Annotated in this window: 12 protein-coding genes and 2 pseudogenes; 4 read left to right on the forward strand and 10 right to left on the reverse strand. The window is 65.7% G+C overall.

Translation table 11 applies throughout. The features are described from left to right. Window positions 1–39 precede the first annotated feature (39 nt). From rimI to murJ, 6 genes and pseudogenes are all read right to left on the reverse strand, one after another. Window positions 40–525 carry a ribosomal protein S18-alanine N-acetyltransferase gene (gene rimI / locus ACSKB9_RS25230; RefSeq protein ID WP_438076471.1) on the reverse strand — a complete coding sequence of 162 codons (486 nt, stop codon included), beginning with the start codon at window positions 523–525 and terminating at the stop codon, window positions 40–42. Then, window positions 522–1,217, reverse strand: a complete 696-nt coding sequence (tsaB, locus tag ACSKB9_RS25235; protein ID WP_438076473.1) for a tRNA (adenosine(37)-N6)-threonylcarbamoyltransferase complex dimerization subunit type 1 TsaB — start codon at window positions 1,215–1,217, stop codon at window positions 522–524. Before tsaB ends, rimI begins: the two co-directional genes overlap by 4 nt. An 88-nt stretch (window positions 1,218–1,305) precedes the next feature. Then, window positions 1,306–1,875, reverse strand: coding sequence for a NifU family protein (locus tag ACSKB9_RS25240; RefSeq protein ID WP_438076475.1), 570 nt, complete (start codon window positions 1,873–1,875; stop codon window positions 1,306–1,308). Between the two features lie 201 nt (window positions 1,876–2,076). After that, entirely contained in the window at window positions 2,077–2,571 is a 495-nt protein-coding gene (locus tag ACSKB9_RS25245; RefSeq protein WP_438076477.1) for a universal stress protein, read from the reverse strand. A gap of 88 nt (window positions 2,572–2,659) precedes the next feature. After that, window positions 2,660–3,713, reverse strand: a pseudogene (gene trpS / locus ACSKB9_RS25250) (tryptophan--tRNA ligase). A gap of 66 nt (window positions 3,714–3,779) precedes the next feature. Beyond that, window positions 3,780–5,318 (reverse strand): murein biosynthesis integral membrane protein MurJ, encoded by a 1,539-nt coding sequence (gene murJ / locus ACSKB9_RS25255; protein WP_438076479.1) that lies wholly within the window; start codon window positions 5,316–5,318, stop codon window positions 3,780–3,782. Window positions 5,319–5,615: 297 nt separating this feature from the next. On the opposite strand from murJ, the gene ACSKB9_RS25260 reads away from it, so the two are divergent. Continuing rightward, window positions 5,616–6,617, forward strand: coding sequence for an adenosine kinase (locus ACSKB9_RS25260; protein ID WP_438076481.1), 1,002 nt, complete (start codon window positions 5,616–5,618; stop codon window positions 6,615–6,617). A gap of 170 nt (window positions 6,618–6,787) precedes the next feature. On the opposite strand, the gene ACSKB9_RS25265 is transcribed toward ACSKB9_RS25260, so the two are convergent. Then, window positions 6,788–8,500, reverse strand: coding sequence for an AMP-binding protein (locus ACSKB9_RS25265; protein ID WP_438076483.1), 1,713 nt, complete (start codon window positions 8,498–8,500; stop codon window positions 6,788–6,790). A 316-nt stretch (window positions 8,501–8,816) separates the two neighbouring features. Continuing rightward, a pseudogene (locus ACSKB9_RS25270) lies at window positions 8,817–10,011 on the reverse strand (serine hydrolase domain-containing protein). A 345-nt stretch (window positions 10,012–10,356) separates the two neighbouring features. Here ACSKB9_RS25270 and ACSKB9_RS25275 point away from each other — a divergent pair. The 3 genes from ACSKB9_RS25275 (at window position 10,357) to ACSKB9_RS25285 (ending at window position 12,932) form a co-directional block, all read left to right on the forward strand. Continuing rightward, window positions 10,357–10,680, forward strand: coding sequence for a hypothetical protein (locus ACSKB9_RS25275; protein ID WP_092080983.1), 324 nt, complete (start codon window positions 10,357–10,359; stop codon window positions 10,678–10,680). Between the two features lie 241 nt (window positions 10,681–10,921). Then, window positions 10,922–12,418, forward strand: coding sequence for an NAD-dependent succinate-semialdehyde dehydrogenase (locus tag ACSKB9_RS25280; RefSeq protein ID WP_438076485.1), 1,497 nt, complete (start codon window positions 10,922–10,924; stop codon window positions 12,416–12,418). 109 nt (window positions 12,419–12,527) lie between these two features. Next, window positions 12,528–12,932, forward strand: coding sequence for a hypothetical protein (locus ACSKB9_RS25285; protein WP_438076487.1), 405 nt, complete (start codon window positions 12,528–12,530; stop codon window positions 12,930–12,932). Window positions 12,933–13,188: 256 nt separating this feature from the next. Here the strand turns inward: ACSKB9_RS25285 and ACSKB9_RS25290 are convergent, their stop codons facing one another. Next, the gene (locus ACSKB9_RS25290) at window positions 13,189–13,995 is read right to left on the reverse strand and encodes a crotonase/enoyl-CoA hydratase family protein (RefSeq protein ID WP_438076489.1); all 807 of its coding nucleotides are present in this window, start codon (window positions 13,993–13,995) and stop codon (window positions 13,189–13,191) included. A 257-nt stretch (window positions 13,996–14,252) separates the two neighbouring features. Beyond that, window positions 14,253–15,167: a phosphoribosylaminoimidazolesuccinocarboxamide synthase gene (locus ACSKB9_RS25295; protein ID WP_438076491.1), complete on the reverse strand. Its 915-nt coding sequence runs from the start codon at window positions 15,165–15,167 to the stop codon at window positions 14,253–14,255. Window positions 15,168–15,207: the final 40 nt, after the last annotated feature.

Here is a 15,207-nt window from a genome sequence, read left to right on the forward strand (position 1 = left end):
GATGGCAGAGCAGGGCGCTGTTCTGCCATCGCGCCGATGTTACGACAAGTCGCGCCGCATCAGAAGCGCGTTCAAATGTTCCCCGCCGGGCTGCTTGTAGTAGCGTTCGCGGCGGCCGATCACGCCGAATCCGGCCTTTTCGTAGAGCCGTCGCGCCGGCTGATTGTTCTCTTCCACCTCGAGGAAGATGGTGCGGATGCCGCGGCCGGCAAGATGGCCGAGATGGGTCAGCAGCAGGTCGCGCGACAGGCCGCGGCCGCGCTGACTGGAATCGATCGCAATCGACAGAATTTCGGCTTCGTCCGCTGCCATCCGTGAGACGGCAAAGCCGATCACCTTGCGTCCCTGCCGCAGCCGGTGCACCAGCGTGTTGCGCTCGGTCAGCATCGCCTCGAATTCGCCCTCGCCCCAGCCGCGATGAAACGACGCGCCGTGCAATTGCGCGAGTCGCGCCGCGTCGCGCAGCGATGCGGGCTCGACCGCGGGCGGACCGCCGCCCCACCATCGTGACAGCCAGCCGATCATGTCGATCGCGGCGTGCTGATTTCGAGCCGGTCCTTCGGCGGCTTGGCGTCGGGCGCGCGCGGATCGAACGGCCGCGGCGGCGCGGTTTCAGGATCCACGGCCGCGCCGATCCAGGCGACCCAGGTGATATCGGGCGCGGGCTGCCGGTCGACCTTGACCGGCGGTGCGGCGTCGGCGGGCCAGCGCTCGGCGAGGATATTGGCGGCTTTGCCGACCAGATGCAGCGCGCCGTGTTGGGAGGCCTCGAGCGCTTCCGCGATCGGCGCCACCTTCGGCTTGATGATCGGACTGCCGTCGCCGCCGACCAGCTGGAAATCGACGTGATCATGCCGCGCATCGATCGCCGACAGGATCGCAGCCGCGCCATTCTCGGCGACGACAGGCGCAGCGTAGGCGGCGAGCGTCGAAAGTCCGACCACCGGCTTTTCTGCGGCCAGCGCCAGGCCGCGCGCCGCCGAGAGGCCGACGCGCAGGCCCGTGAAACTGCCGGGGCCGGTGGTGACGGCGATGCGGTCGAGCCCGGCAAAGCCGATGCCGCTCTCTTTCATCACCCGCGCGATCAGCGGCATCAGCGCCTCGGCATGGCCGCGCTGCATCGCCTGCGATTCGATGGCGATTGTATTGCCGGAGGTGGTGTCGAGCACCGCCGCGGAGCAGGCGTCGAGCGCGGTATCGATGGCGAGAATCATCATGGGAGGGCGAATAGCGAATAGGGAATGGCGAATAGGGGTCTTGCGGAGAATGCTATTCGCGATTCGCCACTCGCCATTCGCCGCTCCATCACATCGGCCGGACTTCCTGCACGTCGGGCACGAAGTGCCGGAGCAGGTTCTGGATGCCGTGTTGCAGGGTTGCGGTCGATGACGGGCAGCCGGCGCAGGAGCCCTTCATGTTGAGATAGACGATGCCGTCCTTGAAGCCGCGGAAGGTGATGTCGCCGCCGTCATTGGCGACCGCGGGCCGCACGCGGGTCTCGATCAGGTCCTTGATCTGCTCGACCGTCTCGGCGTCTGCCTCGTCGAAGAACTCGCCTTCCTCGTCGCGCGCGTCGTCGCTGGCCGCAGTGCCGTCGGCGAGCAGCGGCGCGCCGGACATGTAGTGCTCCATGATCGCGCCGAGGATCGCGGGCTTGAGGTGCTGCCAGTCGCCGTCCGCTTTGGTCACGGTGACGAAGTCGGCGCCGTAGAACACACCGGTGACGCCGGATACGGCGAACAGCCGTTCGGCGAGTGGCGAGCGCGCAGCGGACTCGGGCGAGGAGAATTCCATGGTCCCGCTGTCGAGCACCATGCGGCCCGGGATGAATTTCAGCGTGGCGGGATTGGGCGTGGCTTCGGTCTGAATGAACATTTGCTGTCTCCGGCGTCGCCGGTTCAAGGCCGGCGCGTTGGGTTCCATTATAGCGTTTTCGAGCGAAGTGACACCGGTTCGCGAAGAAAACGCGTCAAATCAAGGAGTCAGATGGCAACTAAAAAGCCCGCGATCAAGCCGCAAAACCGCGGTTCCAGGCCTGCACCCATGCTCTGGAGCGGTTTTCGGGCCGGATAGCGCTTAGGACAGGGCGTCGATCTCGGCGTCGGTCAGGCCGCCCGGCACGATGGTTACCGGGATCGGGAATGCCCCCATGGTCTTGGCCATGGTGGTGATGATCGGCCCGGGCCCCTCGGCGCCCGGATTGGCCGCCAGCACCAGCGCTGCGATATCGACGTCCTTGTCGATCACGTCGAGGATCTGTTCGATCGGCTCGCCCTCGCGAATCACCCGCTCCGGGGTGATCGCGGCGATGCCGTTGGCGCGGCCGGCGGCGCGGTCGAGCGCCTCGTTGGCGGCCTCCTCGGCCTCCGCGCGCATGATGTCGGCGACCCCGAGCCATTGCTGGTTCTGGTCCTCGGTCTCGATCACCCGCAGCATCACGACGCCGCCGCCGACCCGGATCGCCCATCGGCTGGCGTAATAGACCGCGCGGTCCCATTCCGCCGTGTCGTCAACGATGACGAGGCACTTCGGCTTGTGACCTGTCTCGTAGCTTCGTCGCTGGGTGGTCATGCATGTCCCGGTGCTGAACCAAACCAACCCATGGTGCCATACTCCCTCGCCGTTTGGGAGAGGGAGCGCGCAGTTCCTGCTTTGCGCGTCAGCGCGGGCGGATGAAGCCGACGATGTCCTTGGTCATGCGCATGGTCTCGTCGGCGATGCCGCGGGCGCGGTTGGCGCCGTCGGCGAGGACCGCGTCGACATGGCCGGGATCGGCGACCAGCTTCTTCATCTCGGAGGCGATCGGCGCCAGTTTCGCGACGCAAACCTCGACCAGCGCGTTCTTGAAGCTGGAGAACTGACCGCCGCCGAACTGCGTCAGCACCTCCTGCTTGGAGATGCCGGCCAGCGCCGCGTAGATGCCGACCAGGTTGTCGGCCTCCGGACGCGTTTCGAGACCCTTCTCCTCCGACGGCAGCGGCTCCGGATCGGTCTTCGCCTTGCGGATCTTCTGCGCGATGGTGTCGGCGTCGTCGGTGAGGTTGATGCGCGAATTGTCCGACGCATCCGACTTCGACATCTTCTTGGTGCCGTCGCGCAGGCTCATCACCCGCGTCGCCGGCCCCGTGATCAGCGGCTCGGGCTGCGGGAAGAAAAGGCCGTCGGCGAAACCATGACCACGAATTGAATCAGCGAAATCGTTGTTGAACTTCTGCGCGATGTCGCGGGACAGCTCCAGATGCTGCTTCTGGTCCTCGCCGACCGGCACATGGGTGGCGCGGTAGAGCAGGATGTCGGCGGCCATCAGCACCGGATAGTCGTAGAGGCCGACCGAGGCGTTCTCGCGGTCCTTGCCTGCCTTCTCCTTGAACTGCGTCATGCGATTCAGCCAGCCGATCCGCGCGACGCAGTTGAAAATCCAGGTCAGCTCGGCATGGCCGGCGATCTGGCTCTGGTTGAACACGATGTGCTTCTTGGCATCGATGCCGGCGGCGATGAAGGCCGCGGTGACCTCGCGGGTGTTGCGGGCGAGCTCGGCCGGGCCGCCCCAGACCTCGAACGCCCTGCGTGATCGCATGCATGTCGACGACGCAATAGATGCAGTTGTGGGTCTGCTGCATCTTCACGAAGTTGACGATGGCGCCGAGGTAGTTGCCGAGGTGCAGATTGCCCGTCGGCTGGACGCCTGAGAAAACCCGTTCAACGAACGCCATGGTCTAAATTCCCGGAAATGGCTAGTTTTGCCGCGTCGTTTGCCACTTAAGCTCCGCGCGCGCAAGTCAGGCGGGGCGCCTTTGCCTGACGGCGTTAACCGCCTCGCGCCAGCCGGTGACACCGAAAAGCTGCAAGAGGAGCCCGTAACCGGCAATACCTGCCGCGATCAGCACGAGCAGCGAGGCTGCCTGCACGAAACCGTGGCTACCGGCCGACGGCAGCCCGCCCTCCGCGAGCCAAAGCAGGGCGCCCATCGCGAGCGCCGCGGCCAGGATGCGCGGCAGCCGGCGGCGCGCATCGGCATCGATCGAGAAGCCGAAGGTGGCGGCCCCCTTGCGGATCAGTGCCAGTGCGTTGCTCCAGGCGCCGAGCGCGATGCCTGCGGCAATTCCGCTCGCGCCGAAGATATGACCGAACAGGAAGGCCGCCGCGATCGTCACCACGATAGCCTTCAGCGTCGCGAGCAGCGGCGTCAGCGTGTCCTCGCGCGCGAAGAACGCCGGCGACAGCGCCTTCACCAGCACATGCGCCGGCAAGGCCAGCGTCAGCCAGATCAAGGCTTGCGCGGTTGCCGCGCTATCCTGGGCGGTGAACGCGCCGTGCTCGAACAGCATCCGCACGATCGGCTCGCTCAGCACCATCAGGCCGAGCGTCGCCGGCAGCGCCAGCCCGACCGCGAGCTCGAGGGCACGCGATTCCGCATGCGCGATCGCGCTGGATTCGCCGCTGCGCACGGCGCGCGTCATCTCCGGGATCAGCACCGTGCCCATGGCGACGCCGACAATGCCGAGCGGCAGCTCGAGCAGGCGGTTGGCGAAATAGAGCCAGGACACCGCCGACGGCGAGGTCGATGCGATCACCGCGCCTGCGACCATCAGCCATTGCGGCGCGCTGCTCGCGACCATGCCGGGGACCGCGCGGCCGAGAAAGCCGCGCATGTCAGGATCGAAGGACACGCGGAGCGGCGAGGCGAGCCTTGCGCCGCGCAGCACCAGCATCGACAGTTGCAGGAAGCCGGCGACGCCGATCGTTGCCGCCATGACAATCGCGGCCTGCGCCGGCTCCTGCTGCCGCACCAGCAGCACGGCCATCACCGATATCAACGCGATGTTGAACAACAGCGGCGAGAACGCGGTCAGCGCGAAGCGCCCCTGCGCGCTGAGCAGTGCCATCATCACGGTGACCGGGCCGGCGAAGGCGAGATAGGGCAGCATCAGCCTCGCGTCGTCGACGGCGAATTGCAGCGTGTCGCGGCCGACAAAACCCGGCGCGATCGCCGCGATCACCAGCGGCATCAGCAGGCCGATGACGAGCGCGGATGCGATCACCGCGGCGCTGACGGTGCCGAGCACGCGGCCGGCAAAGGCGGTTGCCGCCTCCAAGCCGCCGGCATCGCGCGCCTTCAGCCAGGCCGGTACCAGGGCGGCATTCAGTCCGCCCTCGGACAACAGCCGTCGCACAACGTTCACAAGCTGGAATGCCGCCAGGAAGGCATCTGCCACCGGCCCCGCGCCCAGCAGCGCCGCGATCACGGAATCGCGCACGAAGCCGAGCAGTCGCGAGGCCAGCGTTCCCGAGGAGACCGTGAGGAAGGAGCGGAACATGGGGTCTGTATAGCAGCCACCCACGTTGCCGCCAGCATCACTCTGCCAGCCCCGTCATCCTGAGGTGCGAGCGAAGCGAGCCTCGAAGGATGAATCGGCCGCAGTCGGGCCGTCCATCCTTCGAGGCTCGCCGAAGAGGCTCGCACCTCCAGCGACAAAGGCGAAGCCTTTGCGCGGGGATGACGGGTTACTGGCGAGGGGATGACGGAACTAGCAGCAGCCGCTTCCCTTGCTGCCCCGAGGCGTAACGTGATAGGCCGCCACTCTTGTTGGGTGGCGTTAACACAGGGCAGGTCTATGGCTGACGCAAAATACGACGTTCTTGGGATCGGCAACGCGATCTTCGACGTGCTGGTGCAGACCGACGAGGGGTTCCTTGCCCGTCACGGCATGACCAAAGGCTCGATGCAGCTGATCGACGAGGCGCGCGCCACCGCGATCTACGGCGACATGGGCGTGGCGACGGAAATGTCGGGCGGCTCAGCTGCCAACACCATCGTCGGCGTCGGCAGTCTCGGTGCCCGCGCCGCCTATGTCGGCAAGGTCAAGGACGACCAGATCGGCAAGCTTTACGTCCACGATATCCGCGCCGCCGGCGTGGCGTTCGACACCGCGCCGGCCAGGACCGGACCGGCCACCGGCTGCTCCTACATCCTGGTGACGCCGGACGGCGAGCGCACCATGAACACCTATCTCGGGGCCGCGCAGGATCTGACCCCCGACGATATCGATCCAAACCAGATCGCGGCCGCCAGCATCATCTATCTCGAGGGCTATCTCTGGGATCCGAAGAACGCCAAGGACGCTTTCGTGAAGGCGGCTGATATCGCGCATGGCGCAGGCCGCCGGGTGGCGCTGACGTTGTCGGATTCGTTCTGCGTCGATCGCTATCGCGACGAATTCCTCGACCTGATGCGCAAGGGCATCGTGGACCTCGTGTTCGCCAACGAGTCCGAACTGCACTCGCTGTACCAGACCTCGGATTTCGACACCGCGCTGAAGCAATTCGGCAAGGATACCAAACTCGGCGTCGTCACCCGCAGCGAGAAGGGCTGCGTCGTGATATCAGGCGAAAGCGTTGTTTCGGCGCCGGCCTCTCCGATCGACAGGCTGGTCGACACCACCGGCGCCGGCGATCTGTTCGCCGCCGGCTTCCTGGTCGGTCTCGTGCGCAATGTCGGCCATGAGAATGCCGGCCGGCTCGGCGCGCTCGCCGCGGCCGAAGTGATCCAGCACATCGGCGCCCGGCCGCTGGTATCGCTGCAGGATCTGGCGAAGCAGCAGGGGCTGCTGGTTTAAGGGCGCCGCTCTTTCTCGCCTCGCCCCGCCTGCGGGGAGAGGCCGGATCGCATCGCAAGATGCGATCCGGGTGAGGGGGAGTCTCCGCGTACTCATCTTCATCCAGTTTGCGGAGGCGGCCCCTCACCCCGACCCTCTCCCCGCAAGAGCGGGGCGAGGGAGAAGAGAGATCACGCCGTCTTCGCCGCCTTGAGCCCGAGCCGCTGCTCCACCGCGTCGCGCATCACGAACTTCTGGATTTTCCCCGTCACCGTCATCGGGAATTCCTCGACGAACTCGACATAGCGAGGGATCTTGTTGTGGGCGATCTGGCCATGGCAGAAGGCGCGGACCTCGTCGGCGGTGAGCGTTTCACCCTGCCTGATCCTGACCCAGGCGCACAGCTCCTCGCCATAGCGCTCGTCGGCGACGCCGAAGATCTGCACGTCCTGGATCTTCGGATGGCGGTAGAGGAATTCCTCGATCTCGCGCGGATACAGGTTTTCGCCGCCGCGGATCACCATGTCCTTGATGCGGCCGACGATGTTGCAATAGCCCTCGTCGTCGATCACGGCGAGGTCGCCGGTGTGCATCCAGCCATTGGCATCAAGCACGTCTGAGGTCTTTTCCTTCTCGTCCCGATAGCCGAGCATGATGCTGTAGCCGCGGGTGCAGAGCTCGCCGCGTTCGCCGCGTGGCACCACCTTGCCGTCGAGATCGATCACCTTGACCTCGACATGCGGATGGATGCGTCCGACGGTCGAGACGCGGCGTTCCAGCGGATCGTCGGTCGCGCTCTGGAAACTAACCGGGCTCGTCTCGGTCATGCCGTAGGCGATGGTCACCTCGCGCATGTTCATCTCGGTGTTGACGCGCTTCATCACCTCGATCGGGCAGGGCGCGCCGGCCATGATGCCGGTGCGCAGCGACGACAAGTCGAAGCGCGAAAACTCCGGATGGTCGAGCTCGGCGATGAACATGGTCGGCACGCCGTACAGCGTCGTGCATCTCTCCTGCGCGACGGTGGTCAGCGTCGCCAGCGGATCGAAACCTTCGCCGGGATAGATCATGGTGGTGCCGAGCGTGACCGAGGCGAGGTTGCCCATCACCATGCCGAAGCAGTGATAGAGCGGCACCGGAATGCAGATGCGGTCCTGCTCGGTCAGGCGCATGGCGCGGCCGGTGAAGTAGCCGTTGTTGAGGATGTTGTGATGGGTCAGCGTCACGCCCTTGGGCGAGCCGGTGGTGCCGCTGGTGAACTGGATGTTGACGGGATCGTCGAATTGCAGGCTCTCGCCGAGCGCTGCGAGCTGCTCGCGATGACGCGCCCCGCTCATCTGCGATACCTGGTCGAATGGAATGGTGCCTGGTGCAGCCGGCCCGCCGATCTGGATGACGGCGCGCAGCTGCGGCAGCCGCGCCGACCGCAAGTGACCGGGCTCCGAGCTTGCGAGCTCGGGCAGCAGCGTGTTCAGCATCTCCATATAGGCCGAGGTCTTGAATGCGGTCGCCGTCACGATCGCGGCGCAGCCGACCTTGCCGAGCGCGAATTCCAGCTCGCTGAGGCGATAGGCCGGATTGATGGTGACGAGGATCAGTCCGGCTTTCGCGGCGGCGAATTGCGTCAGCGTCCATTCCGGGCGGTTCAGCGACCAGATGCCGATCCGCTCGCCGCGTTGCAGCCCGAGCGCGATGAAGCCCGCCGCCAGCGCCTCGACGTGACAGGCGAATTCGGTCCAGGTCCAGCGCACATTGTGGCTGGGCGAGACCAGCGCCTCGCGCTCGCCCCAGCGCGCCCGTGCGCGGTCGAGGCTGCGGCCGATGGTTTCACCGAGCAGCGGCGTATCGGAAATGCCGCAGACATAGCTGTCGGCCTTGCTGTCTCCCTTGGGTGTGGGTGCCAAGCTCGTCCTCCTCGTGGTCGTGTTCGTGTCGTCACGCTTTTTGCGCGATCTTAGTCGTTTGGCGCCGATGGGACAGGCCCGACCTATGGCGGGTATGGTTTTCGATTGTAGCGGCGACGGGTTCCGCTTCACCTCGCCCCGCGTGCGGGGAGAGGTCGGATCGCATCGAAGATGCGATCCGGGTGAGGGGGAGTCTCTGCGAGTCCAATTGCGACCGTCTGTGCGGAAGCAGCCCCTCACCCCAACCCTCTCCCCGTAAGAATGGAGAGAGGGAGAGGAGTCCCGTCACGGCTGGTACGACTTATCTCATCGAGCCTTACGCCGCCCTTTGCCCGCTGCCGGCGTCGAGCCCGGCATAGATGCCCTTCTCGAAGCCTGCGAAGGCTTCCAGGCTGTGCTTGTCGGCGAACGGCAACAGCTGGGTCAGGATCACGCCGCAGACGTCGCGCGACGGATCGATCCAGTAATAGGTGTTGGCAAGGCCCGCCCAGGCGAGGCTGCCGGCGCTGCGGCCTTCCGGCGTCTTGGCGGTGTTGATGAGGAAGCTCAAGCCCCATTTCTTGACGATGTCGGGATAGAGATCGACATCGTTGGTGTACATCGGCAAGGCCGTCGTCATCTTGCCGACGGTGAGCTCGCCGATGTGATTCTGCCCCATGGTCGCGACCGTCTCGGCCTTCAGCACCTGATTGCGGTTGCCTTTGCCCTTGTTGAGGATCATCTGGCAGAACTTGATGTAGTCGGCCGCGGTCGAATACAGGCCGCCGCCACCCATGTGAAATTCAGGATTCTGCTCGAGCTCGAACGGGATTGCCGCCAGCGTGCCGTCCTCGCCGCGGGCATGCATGCCGACCAGCCGCTTGCGCATGTCGTCGGAGATCTTGAAGGCGGTGTCGCTCATGCCGAGCGGCGCGAACATATTGTCGCGCAGATAGGCATCGAGCTTCTTGCCGGATGCGGCCTCCACTGCCTTGCCGACAAAGTCGATATTGGTGCCGTATTCCCAGCGCGTGCCGGGATCGGTCATAATCGGCGTCTTCAGCGCGGCATTCAGGCAGGTGATGATGCCGGGCGTGCCGGTCTTTTCCAGATATTTGCCGAGGTTGCCGTCCCACATGTCGTAGGCGAAGCCGGCGGTGTGGGTCATGAGCTGGCGCAGCGTGATCGGCTTTTTCGCCGGCCGCAGCTGCGGTTCGCCCTTGGCGTCGAAGCCGTCGAGCACCTGCACCGCGGCGAGATCGGGCAACAGCTTGCCGATCGGCTCATCGAGCGAGAGCTTGCCCTGCTCGAACGAGCTGCATCGCGCCCGCCGAGGTCACCGCCTTGGTCATCGAGGCGATCCAGAACACGCTGTCTGCCGTCATGGGATCGCTCTTGGAGAGGTCGCGCTTGCCGAACGCGCCTTCGTAGATCACGTCCTTGCCGGTGGCCGCGATGGCGACCACGCCGGGAATTTCCTTTGCCTCGCTCTTCTGGCGCAATACCTGATCGATCTGAGCCTTGCTCTGCATTGGGGGCTTCCTCCGGTGGGGTTTATTGTTTTGAAGTGGGCGGATCATCCTCCCGCTTTTCCGCTCCCGCAAGGCGGGCGCGATACGACGACGTCGCGATGTCGTGAAGGCCGGCCGCCAGGAACGGCCTTGGTCGGGAGGCGTTCACCACGCGCGCAGATTTTGCAGGGGACTTCGAGCAAGTCCCGGTGACCTTCGCGGGTGGCCACGGTAACGTGATCAAGGAATGATTTTCGTACCTGATTATTTGCATTAACGCATTCAGATCGCTGCACAAACGGTGCGGCGGATTGGACCGGATTTGACGAAAAGATTCGTCATTTCCCGCCTTGCGGGGGCGCAGCAATGATTTCGACATGGAGTGAATGGAAGCGCTATCCGCGGCCGGGCCGCGGCGAGAATATCGAAGCGCCGATCAGCCCAGGTCTCTACGAAGTCCGCTACGCAGGTACCGGCGCACTGCACTCCTTCGAGGCCGTCGAGAATGTCGCGCGGGCGCTGGCGCTGCTGCAGACCGGCGCCAAATCCTGGTTCGGCCGCCGCGATGCGCGGGCGCAGGCCGACCTCGAATACCGGACCTGCGCGACCTCGACCAAGGCGGACGCCAAGGCCGCGGCCGAGCGCATGATCGGGCGTCGTGAAACCTATATGTCCGGCGGCGCGGTCTGATCAGAGCCGTCATTCCGGGGCGATGCGCAGCATCGAACCCTCAGGTGCGCAACTGCGCACCGAGAATCTCGAGATTCCGGGTTCGGCTCTTAGAGCCGCCCCGGAATGACAACCCTCCAACAATCGCGCCGCGTTTGCGTCCAAGCAGGGTCGCGCCCGGCGCCGGTGCATCGCAGCGGCTTTCCGCTTATATAGGCGGTGAACACCCCCAAGAAATTCCAGAAATGACAGGAGTAACGCCATGACCCCGCCCGTCGCCGCACGCGCCACCCAATCCGCAGCATCCTCCCTGAAGAGCCGCCTGAAGGACCCCTCGCTGCTGCGCGACCGCTGCTACATCGACGGCGCCTGGGTCGGCACGTCAGAATTCGCCGTCAACAATCCGGCGACCGGCGTCGAGCTGATCAAGATCCCGCAGCTGAGCGCCGATGACGCGACCAAGGCCGTCGAGGCCGCCGAGCGCGCGTTTCCGGCCTGGGCCAAGCTGACCGCGAAACAGCGCTCCAACATCCTGCGCAAGTGGTTTGATCTGATCATCGCCAACCGCGAGGACCTTGCGCTGATCCTGACCTCCGAGCAGGGCAAGCCGCTGGCGGAAGCGCTCGGCGAGGTCGATATCGGCGCCGCCTATGTCGAATTCTTCGCGGAAGAGGCGCGTCGCGTCTATGGCGAGACGATCCCGACCCAGCGTCCGGACGCGCGTCTGCTCGCGATCCGGCAGCCGATCGGTGTCTGCGGCGCCATCACCCCATGGAATTTCCCGAACTCGATGATCACCCGCAAAGTCTCGCCGGCGCTGGCGGCCGGTTGCACCGTGGTGCTGAAGCCCGCCAACGAGACGCCGCTGTCCGCGCTCGCGCTCGTTGCGCTGGCCGAGAAGGCCGGCGTGCCGAAGGGCGTGTTCAACATCATCACCGGTGATGCGCCGCCGATCGGCGAGGTGCTGTGCGAGCATCCGGCGGTGCGCTTCGTCGGCTTCACCGGCTCGACCGAGGTCGGCAAGATCCTGTACCGGCAGGCGTCGGTCGGCGTGAAGAAGCTCGGCCTCGAGCTCGGCGGCAACGCGCCGTTCGTGGTGTTCGACGACGCCGATATCGATGCCGCCGTCGAAGGCGCCATCGTCTCGAAGTATCGCAACATGGGCCAGACCTGCGTCTGCGCCAACCGTCTCTATGCCCAGGACAAGGTCTACGACGCGTTCGTCTCGAAGCTGTCGAAGAAGGTCGCGGAGATGAAGATCGGCGACGGCACGGAGCAGGGCGTGACGCAGGGGCCGCTGATCAACATGGAAGCGATCGAGAAGGTCGAACGGCACATTGCCGATGCGGTGAAGGGCGGCGCCAAGATCGTGACCGGCGGCAAGCGCTCGTCGCTCGGCCGCAGCTTCTTCGAGCCGACGGTGCTGTCGGATGTGCGGCCGGACGCGCTGGTCTCGCACGAAGAGACCTTTGGCCCGCTCGCGCCGGTTATCCGTTTCAAGGACGAGGCCGACGTGATCGCGATGTGCAACGCCTCGCCGTTCGGCCTCGCCTCCTACTTCTATTCGCGCGACATCGGCCGCGTCTGGCGCGTCGCCGAGGCGCTGGAGTCGGGCATGGTCGGCGTCAACTCCGGCCTGATCACGACCGAAGTGGCGCCGTTCGGCGGCGTCAAGGAATCGGGCCTCGGCCGCGAAGGCTCGCGCCACGGCATGGATGAATATGTCGAGATCAAATACGTGATGATGGCCGGCGTCTGATCGCCGTCATTACCTTTGAGAGTGTAGCGAGATTAGGCCGTATCGTGACGGCAACTGCCGCTGCGCACCCTCTCCCCGTTCTTGCGGGGAGACGGTTGGGGTGGGGGGCTTGCCGGGCAGCATCCATTGCCGGCCCGACGGCGGCGATCACGGCGAGTGGATCAAGCTCGGCTGGGCGTTCAACGCGGAACAGATCACCGAGCCGGTTCGCGAGCCGGAACTGAATCCCTATTTCCCCGAAGTCGTGCTGCGCGCGGCGAGCCGGCTGCAGCCAAAGCTCGCGCACTATCTCGGCGCGCTGCCGCGCGACCGCGTGCATTACGGCGGCTACTATCCGATGACGAGAGAATTGGCCACTGATCGGGGCGGCGAAGACGCCAAGCGTGTTCCTCGCCACCGCGCTGTCGGGCTACGGCACGATGGGCGCCCGCGCCACCGGCGACCTCTGCGCCCGCGCTGTGGTCGGCGCGCCCGTGCCAGTCTTCGCCCGCAGCCTTTCGCTCGCGCGCTATGACGACAAGGCGCTGATGGGTCAGCTTGCGGCGAGCCAAAGCCGCGGGTCGCTGTAGTTCTCGCCTTCGTAGCCCGAATGAAGCGAAGCGAAATCCGGAGTCTCTCCGCATTACCTTCCCCTGAAAAGGGGAGGTCGCTTTGCTCGTCAGAGCAAGCGGGTGGGGATCAGCTCTCTCCGCATACGGCATCGCCTGCGGCTCACCCCATCCCGACCTTCCCCCTTTCAGGAAAAGGAGAAGGCTAGCGAGACGTAATCTTCAGCCGTGGCCGCTCTCACTGCCGAAGGCGCCGTGACGGCCGACGCCGGAGGCAAAGCGCGCCGCGCCCGACAGCGTTTCGCCTGACGCTATCACGTCGAGCCCGCCGCGCATCTCGTTCCTGATCGCCTCTTCCTCGTCGAGGTCCCACTGCCGCAGCGCCGACAGCCGGTCGGCGCGCATGCATTTCTGCGGGAATTTCGCGATGTCCTTGGCGAGCGCAATGGCGTGGGCGCGGGCCTCGCCCTTCGGCACCAATCGGTTCGCGAGTCCCATGCGGTGGGCTTCGGGCCCGGCAACCGGGCGTCCGGTCAGGATCATGTCGATGGCCTGCGAATGGCCGATCAGTCGCGGCAGGCGGATGGTGCCGAGATCGATCAGCGGCACGCCGAAGCGGCGGCAGAACACGCCGAAGGTTGCGTCCTCGGCCACGACGCGCATGTCGGCCCACAGCGCGAGCTCCATGCCGCCGGCGACCGCAAAGCCTTCGATCGCGGCGACCACCGGCTTCGAAAGCCGCAGCCGGCTCGGTCCCATCGGCGCGATCGTGTTGTGGCCGCCGACCTCGCGCTTCTTCTCGGGATCGCCCGCCGCCACCGCCTTCAGATCGGCGCCGGCGCAGAAATAGCCGCCGGTGCCGGTGAACACCGCGACCGATGCGCTCGCATCCGCATCGAAGGCGAGAAACGCGTCATACAGCTTGCGCGCGGTGGCGCCATCGACGGCGTTGCGGTTGTGCGGACGGTTGATCGAGATGATGGTGACAGGACCGTCGCGCTCGACGAGCACGGTATCGGCATCGGACATGGGGCGCTCCCAGGGCTGTTCTTGTTGTGCCGGAGAGTGGCTCAGAGGTGAGTTCGGTGCAATCCCACGACAGACAGCGCAATTCCGCAGGGTGGGCAAAGCGAAGCGTGCACCGCTCATTCCCCGTCATCCTGAGGTGCGAGCGGAGCGAGCCTCGAAGGATGGACGGCCACCAGCCGGGCCGTCGACCCTCCGAGACGGCCGCGTTGCGGCCTCCTCAGGGTGACGGTGAAAGAGCGAACGCGCCGACGGTGCAGCTAAACCTTCAGCTCGCTTCCCGTCACGCGGCGATACGCTTCCAGATACCGCTTGCTCGTCGCATCCACCACGCTGGCCGGCAGCGGCGGGGCCGGCGCGTCGCCGTTCCAGCGACCGGCGCGGCGCTCGACGTCGAGATAGTCGCGCAGTGGCTGCTTGTCGAAGCTCGGCTGCGACTGGCCGGGCTTGTAGGCATCGACCGCCCAGAACCGCGACGAATCCGGCGTCATCACCTCGTCGATCAGGATGATGCGGCCGTCCTTGTCGCGGCCGAACTCGAACTTGGTGTCGGCGATGATGATGCCGCGGGCACGGCTGGTCTGCTTGCCATAGCCGTAGACGTCGCGCGCCATCTTCTCCAGCGTCGCGGCGACGTCGGCACCGACGATCTCGCACACCCGCTTAACCGTGATGTTCTCGTCATGGCCGGCCTCGGCCTTGGTCGCCGGGCTGAAGATCGCGGGTTCGAGCTTCTGGCTCTCGACCAGGCCGGCCGGCAGCTTCTCGCCGGCAAGCGTGCCATCGGCTGCATATTCCTTCCACGCCGAGCCGGAGATGTAGCCGCGGATCACGCATTCGATCGGGAACACGGTGGTGCGCTTGCACAGCATCGCGCGGCCGAGGATGTCGGCGCGATGGTCCTTCAGTTCAGGCACGGCGCGGATGATCTCGTCGGCATCGGCACTGATCATGTGATGCGGCACGGTGCCCTCGAGCTGCCGGAACCACCAGGCGCTGATCTGGGTCAGCACCGCGCCCTTCATCGGAATGGTTTCCGCCATTACCACGTCGAATGCCGAGATGCGATCGGTGGTCAGCAGCAACACGCGATCGTCGCCGACGGCGTAGATATCGCGCACCTTGCCGCGGCCGATCCGGGGCAGGGGCAAATCGCTGGATAGCATCGCGGTCATGGCGTGATCTCTCTAGGTGGCCTTCAAAGACGAGCGCCCG

It is taken from the genome of Bradyrhizobium sp. BR 1433, assembly GCF_051547665.1.
Lineage (GTDB): Bacteria > Pseudomonadota > Alphaproteobacteria > Rhizobiales > Xanthobacteraceae > Bradyrhizobium > Bradyrhizobium australafricanum.

Excerpts from the sequence above, each read along its gene's own strand:
- ACSKB9_RS25290 (WP_438076489.1), bottom strand. The coding sequence starts at position 13,995 with ATGTCCGATGCCGATACCGTGCTCGTCGAGCGCGACGGTCCTGTCACC.
- ACSKB9_RS25295 (WP_438076491.1), bottom strand. The coding sequence starts at position 15,167 with ATGACCGCGATGCTATCCAGCGATTTGCCCCTGCCCCGGATCGGCCGC.
- rimI (WP_438076471.1), bottom strand. The coding sequence starts at position 525 with ATGATCGGCTGGCTGTCACGATGGTGGGGCGGCGGTCCGCCCGCGGTC.
- ACSKB9_RS25245 (WP_438076477.1), bottom strand. The coding sequence starts at position 2,571 with ATGACCACCCAGCGACGAAGCTACGAGACAGGTCACAAGCCGAAGTGC.
- tsaB (WP_438076473.1), bottom strand. The coding sequence starts at position 1,217 with ATGATGATTCTCGCCATCGATACCGCGCTCGACGCCTGCTCCGCGGCG.
- ACSKB9_RS25275 (WP_092080983.1), top strand. The coding sequence starts at position 10,357 with ATGATTTCGACATGGAGTGAATGGAAGCGCTATCCGCGGCCGGGCCGC.
- ACSKB9_RS25280 (WP_438076485.1), top strand. The coding sequence starts at position 10,922 with ATGACCCCGCCCGTCGCCGCACGCGCCACCCAATCCGCAGCATCCTCC.
- ACSKB9_RS25240 (WP_438076475.1), bottom strand. The coding sequence starts at position 1,875 with ATGTTCATTCAGACCGAAGCCACGCCCAATCCCGCCACGCTGAAATTC.
- murJ (WP_438076479.1), bottom strand. The coding sequence starts at position 5,318 with ATGTTCCGCTCCTTCCTCACGGTCTCCTCGGGAACGCTGGCCTCGCGA.
- ACSKB9_RS25260 (WP_438076481.1), top strand. The coding sequence starts at position 5,616 with ATGGCTGACGCAAAATACGACGTTCTTGGGATCGGCAACGCGATCTTC.